This is a genomic window from Dawidia soli (assembly GCF_018598185.1).
Classification (GTDB): Bacteria; Bacteroidota; Bacteroidia; order Cytophagales; family Cyclobacteriaceae; genus Ohtaekwangia; species Ohtaekwangia soli.
In genome coordinates, this window is record NZ_JAHESC010000046.1 from 1 (window position 1) to 15574 (window position 15574).

The following is a 15574-nucleotide window of genomic DNA, read 5'->3' on the forward strand; positions in this document are numbered from 1 at the left end:
AACCCCCCCTAGCGGTCGTGCAGGTTGGTTTTTTTATTCCACCCATATTTTCCGGTCAACAGGCCCCCGCCGGGGGCGGGGGGGAAGACTCGCGCCAGGTGCTGATGTGTGTAGGGGCTACGCCCTACTACCCGTTCAGTTTTTTTTTACCAGCGCAAAAAGAGGTGTGGCATAAAAAATTATTAGTGCAGTGCTGGATTTTTATGGCAGGATCTTGCGCCAGATGCTTAGTTCAGTTTTTCGCGTACTTCTACGGTGCCGCCGTAGGCCAGGAGGGGAACTACTTTGGCGAGGGTGGCGGCTTCTTCGAGCGACGCGGCGCGGATGTTGATGGTGCTCACAATGCGCAGGCCCTCGCTGGAGACGGAGCCGGGGTGAGCTGTGCCTTCGCGGCCGCTTACGACGACGCCTTCCTGCACGATCTGGTTGCTGGTGACGAAGATGTTGCGGGCGGTCCAGTCGTCGACAACGATTTTCCATTTGGCGCGAACGTCGGTCAGGTCTTCGGGGGCGAGGGGTGCGGGGTTGATCCGCATGATCAATACATACTCTTTCATCGTGTTATTTTGTTTTGTTGTGGAGGGGGAGGTCTTTTGAGCCAGGAGGGAGAAATGCGCAAGGCATAACACTCCCCACAGCGAGGCTGCCCGGATGATGGTTTTCATATAGCAATCGTTTTATTTTATGACTGCAAAACTACCGTCGGGGTGACGGCAGCCATTGTAAAAATTCAGTGATCTTCGTTACCAGGATCTTTTGGTTGCGAAGAATAGGCCGGGGGTCTGCCCGGTAAAGGCGGTAAAGTCTTTGATGAAATGGGCCTGGTCAAAATACCCGGCGCGGTAGGCGGCATCGGTCAGGCTATCCTGCCCGGTGTGCGTATCGATCACGTGGCGCAACCGGACGACAATGGAAAATTGCTTTGGCGATGTTCCTACCAACCGCCGAAAGCGTTTCTCAAAAGCATCGCGGCTGAGCGGCAGGTCTTTCAGAATTTCGCCGATGCGTGCGGTGCCCTGGGCGGCATGGATCTGTCGCAGGGCCTCGCGGACAATGCGGTCCTGTTCGGGCTCGTGCAATAACGAAAGTAGAAATTGCTCGGTATGCGCGATGCGCTGTGCATGTGATGCCGCGGCACATAATCGGTCTTCCAACGCGGCGACTGCATCGCGAGGGAGGAGCTCGCTTAGCGCTACGCTTTGATCGGATAGCACATGCAAGGGCTGCCGGAGGAAAGCCGCGGCGCCGCCGTCGTGAAATTGTACCAGCAACATGGCCGTCTGCTGTGCATAGTGCACCATGCGCGCTGCGTGGCGTAAGCCTGTCAGCGCGGCTGCCGGCATATTTTCACGCTGTGTGCGATCGGTGAAGGCGGTGCTGCCTTGAAAGCGCAGGGCCATGACGAGCGCCGTGTCGGGCAGGATGCGATTGTCCATGCCGTGTTCGCTGGCGATGATCAGGTATGCCTTTACGAAGGGTTTCAGACGGTCGGTTGGGGCGAAACGCTCGATGTTCACACCAGCAATATACGGAAATGTGCGGGGACGGGTTTAGTGCCTCAATCCAGGCGAAGGCGGTCGGGAGACCGCGACCATACGGGGCACCGGTCTCCGCCCGAGACGGGCTAAAGACCGGCGCCAGAGGCGCGGCGCGCTACATCTTCGATAAGATTTTCCGATCGATATAGAATGTGCCGAATGGCACCAGACATGCGATCAGCACTTTCCATGTCGTTGTCGAAAACTTCCACTGATAGTCGATCCCGACACTCAATGTATTGATCACAAACAGCAAGAAGAGCAATCCGTGTACCGGACCCATGATCCTGACAAGCATCGGTTCATGCAACACGTGTTTTAACGGTACGGCAACGCCGATGAGCACCAGCAGCGAAATACCTTCCAGGATTCCGATCAGGCGCAGGCGGCCGAGCTTGGTGGTTAATAATAAAAACATAGATGCAGATTAGAAGTTGCGTATATAGGGGCGGTTGGCGAACGGCGAGAAAGGCCAGGGGATAGCGATCAGGATGACTGTCAGCCCGAGCAGGAACCAGATCGCCATGGTCTTGAATTTGGCGCGGTCCATTGGCCGTCGTTTGGCGAGGGCTGATCCGACGGTGATCAGTACGACGGCTACCGTCATGAGGAGGATGTGGATCCATCCGAAGAACCGGAACTCGTACGGCAGGCCGGCTTCCCGTGCGTGATCCCGAAAGTGCTGGATGACCGGGCTGTTGAAGTATAGCGTATAGCCGATCATCAGTTGGATGTGGGCGATGGTGGCCGTGCTGTGGCGTAAGGCATTGTCCCAGGCTTCGAACGGTATACCGGTGCGCCAGCCGCGCAGTCCGCGGTAGATGGCATAGAGCAGGCTGGCCAATACAAACCAGCGCATGAGCGAGTGTAGCAAAAGAAGCGTTGTGTACATCGTGGCGCAAAGCTGCGGAGCGAAGCTGCGCACGGCTAGGACAGATACCGGAAACGTCAGGACTTTTCAATCATCTTGCGAAACGCCGTGGGCGTGGTACCGGTGTGCTTGCGGAACAGGCGGGCAAAATAAGAGGGGTCGTCCAGGCCCACCGCCAGCGCGACTCCGGCCACCGTCAACGTGCTTTGACTCAGCAGTACTTTGGCTTCCAGGACGATAGCTTCGTCGATCCACCGGGTGGGTGACTTTTCTGTGGCCGCCTTGACGGACTTGTTGAGGTGATTGGGGGAGACGTGCAGCGCGGCGGCATAGTCTGACACGCGGTGCATTGTACAGACGTTGGTAAAGAGCAGCGCACGGAACTTGTTGGCCAGCGTTACGGCCGCTGTTTGGGCGTGGGTAGCGACGGGGGTATAGATGCGGTTGACTTCGCACAGCAACGTGATGAGGTACGGTTGCAGGATGTTGAGGTGTTGCAGTCCGTGGTCGGTGTATTCCTGGTGCAGCCGTTTGAAGAGGTGGAGTACAAAACGTGCGGTTTGATTGTCGGGTGTCAGGCGCGGGTTGCCCCACACCTGCAGGAACTCGAACTCCTTCAATAACTCGCTTTTTCCATATTTGCCTACCAGCATGTCGTTGTGAAAGCAGCAGATATAGCCTTTGTTTACATCTTTCTCGCCAAAGGAAAACACCTGTCCGGCGGGCACTACGAGCATTTCGTGGCGACGGATAGTATATCGTTCGCTGCCGATCTTCATGGTGGCCTGGCCTTCCGTCAGGAACAGGCAGGTATGAATGGTGGCACGTGTAGCCGGCACGGGGCGCGTCACGTGCCGGTACATTTCTTCCACCCGCACGATCAGGAATTTATTGAAGTCGCCCTTGAGCAGTGCCTGCAATGCCGGCGACGGCATGAAGCGCGCGGTGAAGGCGGAGGGGTTGTACAGCTGGATGTTGTCCCGGAGGGCCATGCGTGCAAGATACGGAATGGCCTTTGTGCATGTACGTTTTTTTATTCGCGCTTCAGGGCCTGCGCCGGGTTGAGCCGTGCGGCACGGAGCGCCTGGGCACCGACGGTAATCCAGGTAATGGCCAGGGCAATGACGCCTGCGAGGAGGAAGTACGCCGCGCTCAGGTCGATCCGGAATGCGAAGGTCTTGAGCCAGGAGCTTGTCAGGAAGTAGCTTAATGGCAATGCCAGCGCGATGGACAGCAAGACCATTTTGGTAAAGTCACGCGACAGCAACAGTACGATGCGCAGCTCGCCCGAGCCGAGCACCTTGCGGATGCCGATCTCTTTTTCGCGGCGCTCTAATGTAAATGCTGTCAGACCGAACAGGCCCAGGCAGGAGATCAGGATCGCCAGACCTGCAAAGTAACGTGAGAGGACTGCCACCCGCTGCTCGGCGCGGTATTGGGATTGGTAGTCGTCGTCGAGAAAACGGAAGTCGAAAATAAAACCCGGGTTATAGGTTTCGTAAAGTTTTTCGAGTCGCCGGATCGTTGCCTGCTCCTGGCCGGGCTCGATCTTCACCATGATGCGCCCGGTGTTTTCCGGGTTTATCCGGAAGAATAGCGGCCGCACATTTTCGTGGAGTGATTCGAAGTGGAAGTTTTTGGCCACGCCGACGATCTCCATGTCTTCGCCCCAGAGCTTGATCACTTTGCCAATCGGGTCTTTTAACCCCATGAAAGCGATAGCGGCTTCGTTAAATATGATGTGGGCGGTATCCGAAGGGAACTCGCGTGCGAAGGATCGCCCGTCGACGATCTGGATCCCCAGGGTCTCCAGCATGTCGTAGCTGACGGCTACGTTTTCAAATTCGGTCCGGTCGTTGGGGTCTTTACCTTCCCATACTACGCCCGATGTTCCGGAATTATGCCCGGTCAGGCTATGGGCAATAGACGAAGCATTGTGTACGCCGGGGACGTCGCGTACGGCGGCCAGGAAGGATTCAAGATCCGTGGTCTCGGCGGCGTTGCCTTCGCGTTCAAAAACGATCATGTTATCTTTGGTATAGCCGAGGCTCCGTGATTGAATATATTCCGTTTGCCGGTAGACCACGATCACGGCGACAATAAAGACAACCGAACACGTAAATTGGAAAACTACCAGCCCTTGCCGCACCCACAGCTCGCCCAGGGCGCTGGTGAGCTTGCCTTTGAGGATTGCGGCCGGATTAAAGCCCGACAAATACAAGGCCGGGTAGCTGCCCGCCAGGAGGCCGGTAAAGATCACAACACCGAACACCCGTTCAGCGAAGGCAAGCGTGACCGGCAGCGTCAGCTGCTTTTCTGTGAGAATATTAAAATATGGGAGCAACACGATGACCAGCCCCAGGGCGATGACCATCGAGATCAGGCTGAGCAGCATAGACTCACCCAGGTGCTGCCACACCAATGTATTTCTTTTGGCGCCAATGGCCTTTTTGATACCGATCTCTTTCAGACGGCGGCTCGCACGGGCGGTAGACAGGTTCATGAAATTGATGCAGGCAATGATCAGTATAAATGTTGCGATGACGGAAAAGAGCTTGACATAGGTAATGCGTCCACCAGATTCGACGCCGTTCTCAAATTGGCCATGCAGGTATTTGTCGGTGTATAATTTTAAGAACATCGTGCGATGTGTAACCTCACCGTTGGTCTTTTGTTTTACGAACCCGGCGATCTTAGCGTTAAGGGCGTTGACATCGGTACCTTCTTTTAACATGACGTAGGTAGCGGCGCCGGTGCTAAACCAGGTTGATACCCAGTCGGGATGGTCCGCCCGGAATTCTTCGAACGATCGTATGAAGTCGGCTTTTTCGGTAGCCTGGTAGGGCAGGTCCCGGAATATTCCCGAGACGGTATATTGTCGGGCGTGGTCCATCTCCACGATCTTTCCCAGCACGGTTTCGTCGGCACGGTTAAACAACTTTCGCGCCAGCGACTCGGACACTACCATGTTGTTTTTTTCTTTGAGCAGCTCGTTCCTGCGGCCGTGCAACAGGGTAAAGGTAAAAACATTAAAGTAATCTTTGCCGGCGTATCGGCCGGTCGCTTTCAGGGGGTGCTCATCTACCGACAGCGTATGGACATCGTTGCGCGTGGTCGTCACGGCGTACTCCACCTCGGGCATGTCGGCGGCGAGAGCGTCTGCGGTGGGACCGGAGGAAGTTTCGGAGGTCCAGATACGGTCGGCCTGTATACGGTTTTCGAGCACTTTATAAATACGTGCTTTGTTTTCGTGAAACTGGTCTACCTGCAGCTCATCGTTTACCCAGAGATAGATCAGCAGGACACAGGCGAGTCCTGTCGAGAGACCGGTGAGGTTGATGAGGAACGAGCTTTTGTGCCGGGCGAAGCTACGGAGTGTGATCAGGAGGTTGTGTCGCAGGATAGACATGACGTTGGTTGGGTAAAGTGATCGGAAAGTTTTCATAAACCGGGGTCGGAAATACCGCAATACACTCCACGTAAACACCCGCCGCGCGCGGCGGAGCGAGACGACGGACTGTTTCTCGAATACTTCGACCAGGTCGCCCTCGATCTCCTCTAAATAATCTTCGCGGCAAAACCAGCGTAGAAATTTCAGGGGTCGTTGTGGCGGGTAGCGCTTCATCAGCCAAAGGATATTTTCGGAATCTGTTGATAGATGGCCGTGCGCAGCGCGTACTGATCATCCAGCATTCGTTTGCCCAGCGCGGTGATCACGTAAAACTTTTTGCGCCGGCCGCCGCGGTCGTTGGTGATGCCGCCAAAACGCGACTTGACAAACCCCTTGTCTTCGAGTCGCTTCAAGGCCACGTGCACCGCGCTGATGTTGAGCTTCTTTCCAAGTTTCCCTTCCAGATTTTCGAGGATCGACACCCCGTACGCTTCGTCGTGAAGGGCCGCCACCATCAGCAATACCAATTCCTCAAATTCGCCGAGTGATTGATTACTCATATTCCGGTCTTAATTACCTTAACAAACGTAAAAATAATACATTAGTTTTAGTTTTGTTAAGTAAATGATGGATTTCGTTTAAAGGCGCTGAAACAGAATCGTTTACAAATAAAAAAGGCCGCGGAGGCGGCCTGTGAAGGGGAATGTTGTAAGTGTCTGCTATTGCAGGACCTTGAACTCAAAAGGGATCTCTACCTGCTCGGCGTATTCGTGGCCGGCTTCGTCCATCGACTCGTCGTCCTGGTGGTAGTGCCAGAACACTGTGATGTTTTTGATGTGTTTCAGCTCGTGCAGCAAATCGAGGATGAGCTTTGACGACGAGGTGTTAAAATATTCGAGTTTAAAATGAAACGCCGTGGCGGGGTTGGGCGCCTGGGCGTATTCGCGGATCCATTGCAAGACCGGTGCATAGAATTCAACCGAATCTTCGGGCAGGGAACGGCCCACCAGTTCAAAAACGCCATCATTTTTGTTTAAGGTCACCTGGGGTGTATCCTGTGTCTCAGTCAGGTATAGTGTGTTCATAATGCTGTACGGTATGTCTCTCGTATATACTCCTCCCACTGAATCCCATCGCAATACTGCACTCTGGAAAAAGGACGAATCGTGATGGATAACGTCTTCGCCGGCCCTTCTGGTATCTTCGGCGTCGTCTTTACATTCAGGGAGGAAATATGCAAAATGTTTCGACACCACGTGTGGTAATTTTCGGTGAAAAGTTTTACCTCCGGGTGTATCTGGCGGCACCTCGTACCTGTCCGATTTGCGGTGTGCCACTGACAGCTTTTTTAGACTCCGTATCTCAAAATCCGACCGTTAGCCATATCACTGCGAGGTCTTCTGGTAGTTTTGTACTATTCCCGACAAAAAAAAGTCATCAATTTGCCGTTTTTGATGGAATGAGTCCGGTATTTAGCGGGTCGCCGGGCTGCAAGAAAAATAATGTCGGCTCTATTTTATATTTTTGACATCCGTAATATACACGTACACGCTATTCAGCTTTCCCAATACATTTTATGAAAAATCTCTTGCATCTGTTTCGTGTCCCTGCACGTCTCCCGTTTATGGCTTTGTTCGTGCTGTTGTGCCTGGGCGTGGCTTGTAGCGATAGTAACGATGACGCACCTGATGACGAGGCAACAGAGGGTCCGGCTACGCTCGACCCATTGCTGACAATTGCTACCCAAGATGAAGCACTCGACGCCTGGGTACGTCGTTACGTCGTTGTTTCAGATAAAAAGGGCACTATCCTGGCGTCGCATGATTTTTCCGACGGCAAGGATTTTACCTTTGTGCCAGACGAGCCCGTGAGCGGCACCACGGTAGGAGTTTCGGTGTTTTACATCCTAACATCGACTGACAGCCGGGATGAGAAAGTTATTGATGTGCGTGCAGAGACCTATACTGCCGTTCCGCGCGGAGCGTCGTGGATGGTGGCACCGATGTTGATTCCGACCAACTATCCGACTACGACCCACGCGGGTGAAATCGGGATTCGCGTAAATAATGTGCCGGACCATTCGGAGCCGCAGTTTCTCGCTGCCACCGACAACGATTTCGCGTACACGCAATACGGGGGAGTGACGGCTACTGGCATCAAGCTTTCGAAATCTCCTTCCTTTGTATATGTACGCTCGTTATACCCCAACGAGGGCCTGTTTGTGATTGCCGAGTCGATGGCCGGTAAGACTACCAATGTGGATTGGACGGGTGCCTGGAATGTACCGACGAAGGAAACCATCCACGTTCCCGCCGGAGGAAGATATATATACAATGAACTGTTTGGTTTGCCTGTGCCAGGTGATTTTACACAGCGCTATTATTTTGGCAATGTAGCCACGCTTGATGGAACAACGATTACGCTCCGATACCCCGAGGCAGATCTCTTTAAAGACTACGCCGTTCGCACGGCCATGGAGGGCGACAGCTATTTTATCTATTCGTTTAATAAGGCTGCCCGCTACGATCTGGATATGATAGCACACGACTTTGCGATCGTGTCACAAAAGGATCGGGCTGTAACATTTTCTACCGCCGACGGCCTTGACCGCGTGAGTGTAGGGTGGGGCTATAAAAGCGATGATGATAATTTCCGTATAATGTGGCACGTATCTACAGCTGCCGGCAAGAACCGGGAGGCTGTGCGGCCGGAAATACCGGACGTCGTACTAAAAGCCGCCAATGAAATTGCGCTGGAGAAAGAACTGAAGATCACACAGGCCCGATTCTGTAACTACGAAGATATCGATAGCTATACGGCATGGCTCGAGGCCGGTATTCACTCCGGACAGGGATCTGTGGATTTTTATACATTCGGTAAGAGCTTTAAGGAGATGACCATTGTATTGCCGAAATAGGCATAATTCGCAGTAGTCGGCCTGTTCCGGGAATTTGTATATGCAGAAATCGGACAGGTCTCCAACCTTTTAGCGGAGATGGGTGTCTAAGAGCCAACGAACATCTGAACGCATAACTATGATTCGCATTGCCGTAGCAACACTCGTTGTATCCGCCTTCACATTCACCGCCTGTAAACCAAAGACATCTGCGCCTGCCTGTGAAGGGGGAGTCGACGCCACCGTGGTGGACCTGGCCGGTCTGGATGGGTGCCAGTATGTGTTTGAGCTGAGCGACGGCGCGCGTCTGCTGCCCCAAATGCCCGCGGAAGGGACTGCGGGCGATCCGCTGAGCAATTTTATCTTTGGCGCCGGTAAAAAAGTGACCATTACCTACGAAGCGGTGGACGGTATGACCACCTGCATGGCGGGTAAACTGGTGAAGATCAACTGCCTGGTAGAGCACCCGTAAAACTTTTCTGAAAAAGCAGGAACCGGGTTGACCGGAAGCCGTTTGAACGGGTAGTTTTACTCCTGTGATGACCCGTACCGTTCCTGCCGCCGCCGTTCCGTTGACCGGCCGCGCCTCCCGTATTGAATCGATCGACCTGTTGCGTGGCCTTGTGATGATCCTCATGGCCCTGGACCACGTACGTGATTACTTTCATGCCGATGCATTTCTATACAACCCCGTCGACATCGGTAAGACCAACGGCGTGTTGTTTTTCACGCGTTGGATCACGCACTTCTGCGCACCGGTGTTTGTCTTCCTGGCCGGCACGTCGGCGTTCCTGGTGGGCAGCCGCCGCGGCAAGGGCGAGCTCTCGGCGTTCCTGCTCAAGCGCGGGGTGTGGCTGGTGGTATTGGAATTGACCATCATCAACTTTGCGTGGCTTTTTAATATACATTTTCAGCTGATCCTGTGCACCGTCATCTGGGCACTGGCCATCGGTATGATCTCACTGGCGGCGTTTATTCACCTGCCGCTGCGGGCGATCGTTGTCACCGGCCTGCTGCTTATCGTGGGCCACAACGCGCTCGACGCGGTGCACGTCGCCGGCGAAGGCGCCGATGCCATCGGCTGGGCGCTGTTACACGAGGCGCGCGGTTTTGCTTTCCCGAACTTCTTCCTGTACATCGGTTATCCTGTCATTCCCTGGATCGGTATCATGCTGCTGGGTTATAGCCTTGGCACGCAGTTTCAGGCGGGCGCCGACGCCAACAAACGCCATCGTTTGCTAGTAACGACCGGTATTGCGGCCATTGTGTTGTTTGTCGCGCTGCGTTGGACCAACGTCTATGGCGACCCGGTGCCGTGGACAACCCAAGCCGACGGCCTGCATACGTTCCTGTCGTTCATGAACGTAGCGAAGTATCCGCCGTCTTTATTATATATATTGGCTACGCTCGGTCCCGCCATGCTTTTCCTGGCATTTGCTGAAAAGTATAAAGGCCGCATTGCGCAATACGTGATCGCGCTGGGGCGCGTGCCGATGTTCTATTATATTCTGCACCTTTACCTCATTCACCTGCTGGCCATTGCCGCAGCACTGGCTACGGGCTATGACTTCTCCGACATGATCTTCAGCACGTGGGTAACCGACTCGTCCAACCTGAAAGGTTATGGCTTTTCACTCGGTGTAACGTACCTGGTGTGGATCGGTGTGGTGCTGGCCTTGTTCCCACTGTGCCTGTGGTACGACCGGTATAAAACCGCGCACAAACATCAGTGGTGGCTCAGCTACCTGTAGCCGGTACGGCGCTGCTTTGCTTACGACGGACGACGTCGTCGTGATCGGTGCCGGTAACAACGTCGTACCAGGCCTCCATATCCTTTTCAAATTGCGGTCTTTTCGCGGAAGCCTGCCGGCGTGTCTATGACGTTTGCCGTGCGGTCAGTGAATGGCCTTCGAGAAAGTCCGTGCGGAAAAAGCCGGGTGCCACCACCGTTGCATGAATGCCCAGGGGAACCACACTTCCTGCGCCAACGCCTCTGTGATACCTTCTACGGCGAACTTGGTCGATCCATACAAGCCCCAGCCAACGTACCCCTTCAGCCCGCCGACAGACGAGATGTTGATGATGTGACCGGCCTGCTGCCGGCGCATATACGGCAGCATTGCCCGGGTGACTTTCAGAAGGCCGAATACGTTCGCATCATAGTTTTTACGTACTTCTTCATCCGATGCCTCTTCGACGGCGCTGAGTAGCCCAAAGCCTGCATTGTTCACCAGCACGTCGATGCGCCCGAAGTGTGACATGGCTTCGGTGGCGGCGGCGCGTGCCGGCGGAGCATTTTGGGTGAGGTAAGAATGGTGCGTGTGATGGATATTTTATACCGTGCGGGTTGGGGTGGAGATGGTATAGAAGGTTAAATAGAGGTATAGGCGTGTCGTAATGAACGCAACGGGTGTGTAGGTTTTACTGGCCTTTGTCATTATTTTTAACGGGAGGGGGATTAATCCTTTTGGCAGAAATATTAATCCGTTTGGCAGCCGGTAAAAAGACAGGCATCGTATAAAATCGCTGTGTTTTTTCCATTTGTATCTATAGGAGCTTATGAATTTTACGGAACAACTAAAAAGACTGAAGCGCGTCGATTATTATATTCATACCGGCACCGGTACGGCTGATTTTATAGCTTCAAAAATGGGTATATCTCGCCGCACATTCTTTAACGACCTGCAAAAGCTGCGCGACATGGGCGCGGAGATCGACTTTGATAAAAGCCGCAAATGTTACCGGTACGGAAACAATTTTACCCTGAGATAGTGCAGGGACTGTGGGGTGTGCGCGCGGGAGGTTAGAAGAGCCGCGTGATGCCCCAGATGGCTGTAGCCAGCAACCCGACAACGGCGAGTATCACAACGATCACAAACGCCGCCGTCAGCGCCACACTTCGTATTTCGTCCTGAGTTGCTTCCTGCTCCTCTTCGTGCGGGGAATATTTACCCATGTATTGGCGTGAATAGTAAGTATATAACCAGGGCAAAAGTATAGGTTTACCATGCAATAAGTATGCACGCAATTTTTTTTAACCATATCCATAGGCGGGATTTGTCTCGCATAGCTTATCGCGCGTGCGCTTTCACTACGTTGAATCGCTTCCCGTGAGTGCATTGCGTATACAACTTTCCGAGCACCCGGAGGTCATCTGGGAGCAGCAATATGCCGGCGACCCCGAGCGCATCGTGGAGGAGAGCGAGCTGCAGATCCGGCATCCGTCGCTGCAGGTACAAGCCATACACACGCGGTTTCGCGGTGTGCACATCGTGAGCGGTGAAGTGCTCTTTCCTCATCCTGTACATCTGCGTGCCCACACAACCCCCGCCATGTATGAACTCACGTTCTTTTCCGAGCACGACATCTGCTACTTCTACCGCTCGTATACCGTGCGACCTATACAAATCGACCGTTACCAGGCCGGGTATTCGATCGTGACCATTTTACTATCGGAGTCGTTCATGCGGCAAGTCATCGCACCCTTTACCGGTACGATGGGCGAATGGCTCACGGCACAGGGTGCCACCCTGCGGCAGGTATATTCCATGCCGCTGACACCGTCCATGAAGATCATTCTGTATAAGATCCGCACATGTCGCGATAGCGGCCTGCTCAAGCGTATGTTGCTGGAAAGCAAGGTGCTCGACCTGTTGGTATTGCTGCTTAAACAGATCACACCCGAAAGGCAGTTCAGGGGTCTGACGGTGCGGCTCGACGACGTCGACAAGCTCTATGAGGTCAAGCGTTTGGTCGAACAACATATTACGCATCAGCACTCGCTGCGCGAGCTGGCCCGCCAGGTGGGCCTCAACGAGTTCAAGCTCAAGAAGGGCTTCCGGGAATTGTTTGGCACGACGATCTTTTCTTATCTGCTCGATCTGCGCATGGAGCATGCCCGGCAACTGTTGCTACAAGGCACGATGACGGTAAAGGAAGTCGCCGAGGAGGTAGGGTATAGATACACCAAGAACTTTTTGGCTGCGTTCAAAAAGAAGTTCAAGATTCTGCCCGGAGCGGTCGGGCCGGGGAGTGATAAACCACCGTCGGGGAGGTTTGGGAAGCGTGGTACTGCTTCCTGAATTCGGCGGGAGTAATACCGGTGTTCTTTTTGAAGATGAGATTGAAGTTGGGTTGCTTGGCAAAGCCGATGCTGTAGCCAATGTCTTGCAACGTCCAGTCGGATTGCAACAGCAGCGTGGGGTAAATTTTCCTCTATTCTCGTTTTTCTACCTTTTAGAGGGTAGCAAGTACGTTGTGCACGAGCGTTGTGTGAGGATTGGGGAAATGTTGGATACCTGATTTTTCAGGTATACTTCCTGGTTGTTCATCGCATCAAATGATACATTGAACGGAATTTCTCCTCTGAGAAATCAGGTTCATAGTAAATTTTTCGATTTATAATGGTTTAGTAACAGGCTTGCTATCTTCTATATCCGTATATTTGGGAATCTCGTCTGGAGGTGATCACAAGTATACCTCCAATACGAATCTCAAACGACAAGAACATTGCTCTTATTCTCAAGCACGGGCTCGATGCCTGGTCGTTGTCGGTTAAAGTGCATTTCGACGGGCTCCAATTAAATAAACCGGGCATCGTTTCCTGTGCTGAGAATCAGAGTTGTATAATTCGGTAGTATAGAAGCCTCTGTCGTGTATATCGATAGTGCCAACGATCACCTTCTATCATCAAACAAATACTCAAGACCCGCGCAGCGGGTTATCCGGAGGACCCGATGATGCGACGGGTAATATAAGCCGAAGCGCTATTGTTACTCACGGTCTCAATGACCTGGCGGTTCGCATTCTTGTCAATAACACGAGGGGTGAGTAATAGCGACGTTTTACGCGTGCTCATGCAATGTCAGGCAGCTTGTTGACGCGGATGACGGGGCCATCTTCGCTCAGGCACGGCGGATGAAACGACGCCGTACCCGGGATGGCACCGAGGGATGATCTTAAGCCTTCTTGTTTAACCTTTTAGCATCGCAAACGCAATTTTCGTGTAAACGATTGCGTTATTTCGGAAGAAAATGCTGCTGGAATCGATATAAACGATAATTTAGGCGTTTCAAACGATTGCCAGTTTTGCCGCTTCGAGCAGAAGAACTGCCTTTTGCCAAACCTTAAACCAACATATGGAGACAGTGGACGTAGCATCCCAACGCCCGGCTACCACGGGTGCGAACCCGGCTAAGCCGGCTTTTACAAAAAAGGAATACCTGATAGTTTTTATTTTCGTCACGTCTCTCTTTATGCTGTGGGGCATTGCCATCACGATGGGCGATGTATTGAATCGTCACTTTCAGAAGGTATTGAGTATTTCCAAGGCCGAGTCGGGCCTGGTGCAGTTCTCGATCTTCGGAGCGTACGCCGTCATGGGGATACCTGCCGGCCTTTTCATGAAACGCTTTGGTTATAAGAACGGCGTGCTGTTGGGGCTTGCTTTGTACGCCATTGGCGCGTTCCTGTTCATACCATCGGCGAACGCCGAGTCGTTTGCAGCTTTCCGAGGCGCATTGTTTGTGCTGGCTTGCGGACTGGCAACGCTGGAGACGGTAGCCCACCCGTTCATGGCGGCCCTTGGCGACCAGCGGACAAGCGATCAGCGTATCAACTTCGCACAAGCATTCAATGGCGTTGGTGCGATCATCGGACCCCTGATCGGGGGGTACTTCATTTTGCGTGTGGGCCACGGGATGGAAAACGACCTGACATCGGTCAAGGTCCTCTATGCCGTCATCGGCGCGATTATCCTACTGGTGGCTTTTTCGTTCTCTCTCGTAAAGGTACCACGGCTGGCAGACCCGCACGCCGAAGCGGACGGAGCGGAAGACCTGCGTCACATTCAGCAGTCGGGCAAAACGCTGTTTCAACATAAACACTTTGTATGGGCCGTCATTGCACAGTTTTTTAATGTGGCGGCACAAGGGGGCACCTGGGCATTCTTTATTGTATATGGTGCGGAGAAAATGCCGGGCATGTCAGACGAACGTGCAGCATACTTCTTTAGCATGAGTATGTTTTTGATGATGATGGGTCGGTTTATCGGTGTGTTCCTCATGCGGTATATCGCCCCTAATATATTGTTGGCTGCCGCCGCAGTCGGTAATATTATCATGGCTGTGATCGTGGCACAGAGCGCCGGCTGGTTCTCCTTTGGTGCTCTCATGATGATGAATTTCTTTATGAGCATCATGTTCCCGACTATCTTTAGCCTGGGGTTAAAGAACCTGGGCAAGCACACAGAGCGCGGTGCTTCGTTTATTGTGATGGGTGTTGTAGGCGGTGCATTGTTCCCGCCGGTAATGGGCTTGATTGCAGACCACGACGTGGCGGTGTCGTATTATCTACCGATCATTTGCTATATCGTGATCTTCTTGTTCGGCTCTCGCTTCTCTAAAGTATCCTGACGTCGGCGGGCGGTGGTGGCAGCATGCCATAACCGCCCGTAGGCGATGACGATGCTGGCGATCAGGATAAAGATGTTCACCCAGATGGCACCGAACTCGTAGCGGTCGATGTGTAACACCATAGCCGCCACCATCAGTAAGGCTACGCCGACGGCGGTATAGCCGGTGATGCGGGGATAGATGCCCAGCAGGCCCGGCAGGATCAGGCCAAGGCCACCGAGGATATCGATCATACCGATGTAGCGGACAAAAACTTCCGTATAGGCGCCCGTCCACTCGGAGGTGTCCGCCAGTTGCTCGTGTGGCAGGAAGAGTTTCGTGTAGCCCGATATTAATAGAATAACGGCCACGGTGATCTGTAAGGTCCAAAGCAAGGCTTTCATACCCCGTTGAAGCATAAATTACTATGCCTGCCGGCGACGGCGGGGTAGGCAGGTTGCGGTATTTCACTACATTTGGACCGCA

The 15574-nt window shown here is 53.3% G+C and carries 18 protein-coding genes; 6 read left to right on the plus strand and 12 right to left on the minus strand.

Annotation, left to right across the window (positions count from 1 at the left end; translation table 11 throughout):
- Positions 1–227: 227 nt before the first annotated feature.
- From KK078_RS24225 to KK078_RS24260, 8 genes are all read right to left on the minus strand, one after another.
- Positions 228–665 carry a YciI family protein gene (locus KK078_RS24225; RefSeq protein ID WP_254092913.1) on the minus strand — a complete coding sequence of 146 codons (438 nt, stop codon included), beginning with the start codon at positions 663–665 and terminating at the stop codon, positions 228–230.
- Between the two features lie 78 nt (positions 666–743).
- The gene (locus tag KK078_RS24230) at positions 744–1517 is read right to left on the minus strand and encodes a helix-turn-helix domain-containing protein (protein WP_254092914.1); all 774 of its coding nucleotides are present in this window, start codon (positions 1515–1517) and stop codon (positions 744–746) included.
- Between the two features lie 136 nt (positions 1518–1653).
- The gene (locus KK078_RS24235; protein ID WP_254092915.1) at positions 1654–1956 is read right to left on the minus strand and encodes a DUF3817 domain-containing protein; all 303 of its coding nucleotides are present in this window, start codon (positions 1954–1956) and stop codon (positions 1654–1656) included.
- Between the two features lie 9 nt (positions 1957–1965).
- Positions 1966–2463 carry a hypothetical protein gene (locus tag KK078_RS24240; RefSeq protein ID WP_254092916.1) on the minus strand — a complete coding sequence of 166 codons (498 nt, stop codon included), beginning with the start codon at positions 2461–2463 and terminating at the stop codon, positions 1966–1968.
- A gap of 23 nt (positions 2464–2486) precedes the next feature.
- Positions 2487–3401, minus strand: a complete 915-nt coding sequence (locus KK078_RS24245; protein WP_254092917.1) for an AraC family transcriptional regulator — start codon at positions 3399–3401, stop codon at positions 2487–2489.
- Positions 3402–3442: 41 nt separating this feature from the next.
- Entirely contained in the window at positions 3443–6034 is a 2592-nt protein-coding gene (locus KK078_RS24250) for an ABC transporter permease (RefSeq protein WP_254092918.1), read from the minus strand.
- Positions 6034–6360 (minus strand): PadR family transcriptional regulator, encoded by a 327-nt coding sequence (locus tag KK078_RS24255; RefSeq protein ID WP_254092919.1) that lies wholly within the window; start codon positions 6358–6360, stop codon positions 6034–6036. The genes KK078_RS24250 and KK078_RS24255 overlap by 1 nt, the downstream gene beginning before the upstream one ends.
- Before the next feature lie 159 nt (positions 6361–6519).
- Complete coding sequence (locus KK078_RS24260; RefSeq protein WP_254092920.1) at positions 6520–6885, minus strand: DUF1987 domain-containing protein; 366 nt, start codon at positions 6883–6885, stop codon at positions 6520–6522.
- Between the two features lie 491 nt (positions 6886–7376).
- On the opposite strand from KK078_RS24260, the gene KK078_RS24265 reads away from it, so the two are divergent.
- The 3 genes from KK078_RS24265 to KK078_RS24275 all read left to right on the plus strand — a co-directional run bounded on the left by KK078_RS24265 (position 7377) and on the right by KK078_RS24275 (position 10447).
- Positions 7377–8717, plus strand: coding sequence for a hypothetical protein (locus KK078_RS24265; RefSeq protein WP_254092921.1), 1341 nt, complete (start codon positions 7377–7379; stop codon positions 8715–8717).
- Positions 8718–8835: 118 nt separating this feature from the next.
- Positions 8836–9168 (plus strand): hypothetical protein, encoded by a 333-nt coding sequence (locus tag KK078_RS24270; protein ID WP_254092922.1) that lies wholly within the window; start codon positions 8836–8838, stop codon positions 9166–9168.
- 67 nt (positions 9169–9235) lie between these two features.
- A complete protein-coding gene (locus tag KK078_RS24275) occupies positions 9236–10447 on the plus strand; it encodes a DUF1624 domain-containing protein (RefSeq protein WP_254092923.1) in 1212 nt (403 codons plus the stop codon).
- A gap of 144 nt (positions 10448–10591) precedes the next feature.
- On the opposite strand, the gene KK078_RS24280 is transcribed toward KK078_RS24275, so the two are convergent.
- Positions 10592–10957 (minus strand): SDR family NAD(P)-dependent oxidoreductase, encoded by a 366-nt coding sequence (locus KK078_RS24280; RefSeq protein ID WP_254092924.1) that lies wholly within the window; start codon positions 10955–10957, stop codon positions 10592–10594.
- A gap of 298 nt (positions 10958–11255) precedes the next feature.
- Here KK078_RS24280 and KK078_RS24285 point away from each other — a divergent pair, with 298 nt between their 5' ends.
- A complete protein-coding gene (locus tag KK078_RS24285) occupies positions 11256–11468 on the plus strand; it encodes a helix-turn-helix domain-containing protein (RefSeq protein WP_254092925.1) in 213 nt (70 codons plus the stop codon).
- 31 nt (positions 11469–11499) lie between these two features.
- On the opposite strand, the gene KK078_RS24290 is transcribed toward KK078_RS24285, so the two are convergent.
- Positions 11500–11652 carry a hypothetical protein gene (locus tag KK078_RS24290; protein WP_254092926.1) on the minus strand — a complete coding sequence of 51 codons (153 nt, stop codon included), beginning with the start codon at positions 11650–11652 and terminating at the stop codon, positions 11500–11502.
- A gap of 154 nt (positions 11653–11806) precedes the next feature.
- Here KK078_RS24290 and KK078_RS24295 point away from each other — a divergent pair, with 154 nt between their 5' ends.
- Positions 11807–12778 carry a helix-turn-helix transcriptional regulator gene (locus KK078_RS24295; protein ID WP_254092927.1) on the plus strand — a complete coding sequence of 324 codons (972 nt, stop codon included), beginning with the start codon at positions 11807–11809 and terminating at the stop codon, positions 12776–12778.
- Here KK078_RS24295 and KK078_RS24300 read toward each other — a convergent pair.
- Complete coding sequence (locus KK078_RS24300) at positions 12696–12887, minus strand: helix-turn-helix domain-containing protein (RefSeq protein ID WP_317195987.1); 192 nt, start codon at positions 12885–12887, stop codon at positions 12696–12698. The genes KK078_RS24295 and KK078_RS24300 overlap by 83 nt on opposite strands.
- A 947-nt stretch (positions 12888–13834) precedes the next feature.
- Between KK078_RS24300 and fucP the strand changes: the two genes are divergently transcribed.
- Complete coding sequence (gene fucP / locus KK078_RS24305) at positions 13835–15109, plus strand: L-fucose:H+ symporter permease (RefSeq protein WP_254092928.1); 1275 nt, start codon at positions 13835–13837, stop codon at positions 15107–15109.
- Here fucP and KK078_RS24310 read toward each other — a convergent pair.
- Positions 15061–15492 carry a DoxX family protein gene (locus tag KK078_RS24310; protein ID WP_254092929.1) on the minus strand — a complete coding sequence of 144 codons (432 nt, stop codon included), beginning with the start codon at positions 15490–15492 and terminating at the stop codon, positions 15061–15063. The two genes, fucP and KK078_RS24310, sit on opposite strands and share 49 nt — an antisense overlap.
- Between the last annotated feature and the right edge of the window lie 82 nt (positions 15493–15574).

Coding starts and splice junctions, on each gene's coding strand:
- KK078_RS24225 (WP_254092913.1), bottom strand. CDS start 665: ATGAAAACCATCATCCGGGCAGCCTCGCTGTGGGGAGTGTTATGCCTT.
- KK078_RS24235 (WP_254092915.1), bottom strand. CDS start 1,956: ATGTTTTTATTATTAACCACCAAGCTCGGCCGCCTGCGCCTGATCGGA.
- KK078_RS24245 (WP_254092917.1), bottom strand. CDS start 3,401: ATGGCCCTCCGGGACAACATCCAGCTGTACAACCCCTCCGCCTTCACC.
- KK078_RS24250 (WP_254092918.1), bottom strand. CDS start 6,034: ATGAAGCGCTACCCGCCACAACGACCCCTGAAATTTCTACGCTGGTTT.
- KK078_RS24255 (WP_254092919.1), bottom strand. CDS start 6,360: ATGAGTAATCAATCACTCGGCGAATTTGAGGAATTGGTATTGCTGATG.
- KK078_RS24260 (WP_254092920.1), bottom strand. CDS start 6,885: ATGAACACACTATACCTGACTGAGACACAGGATACACCCCAGGTGACC.
- KK078_RS24265 (WP_254092921.1), top strand. CDS start 7,377: ATGAAAAATCTCTTGCATCTGTTTCGTGTCCCTGCACGTCTCCCGTTT.
- KK078_RS24270 (WP_254092922.1), top strand. CDS start 8,836: ATGATTCGCATTGCCGTAGCAACACTCGTTGTATCCGCCTTCACATTC.
- KK078_RS24275 (WP_254092923.1), top strand. CDS start 9,236: ATGACCCGTACCGTTCCTGCCGCCGCCGTTCCGTTGACCGGCCGCGCC.
- KK078_RS24280 (WP_254092924.1), bottom strand. CDS start 10,957: ATGTCACACTTCGGGCGCATCGACGTGCTGGTGAACAATGCAGGCTTT.
- KK078_RS24285 (WP_254092925.1), top strand. CDS start 11,256: ATGAATTTTACGGAACAACTAAAAAGACTGAAGCGCGTCGATTATTAT.
- KK078_RS24290 (WP_254092926.1), bottom strand. CDS start 11,652: ATGGGTAAATATTCCCCGCACGAAGAGGAGCAGGAAGCAACTCAGGAC.
- fucP (WP_254092928.1), top strand. CDS start 13,835: ATGGAGACAGTGGACGTAGCATCCCAACGCCCGGCTACCACGGGTGCG.
- KK078_RS24310 (WP_254092929.1), bottom strand. CDS start 15,492: ATGAAAGCCTTGCTTTGGACCTTACAGATCACCGTGGCCGTTATTCTA.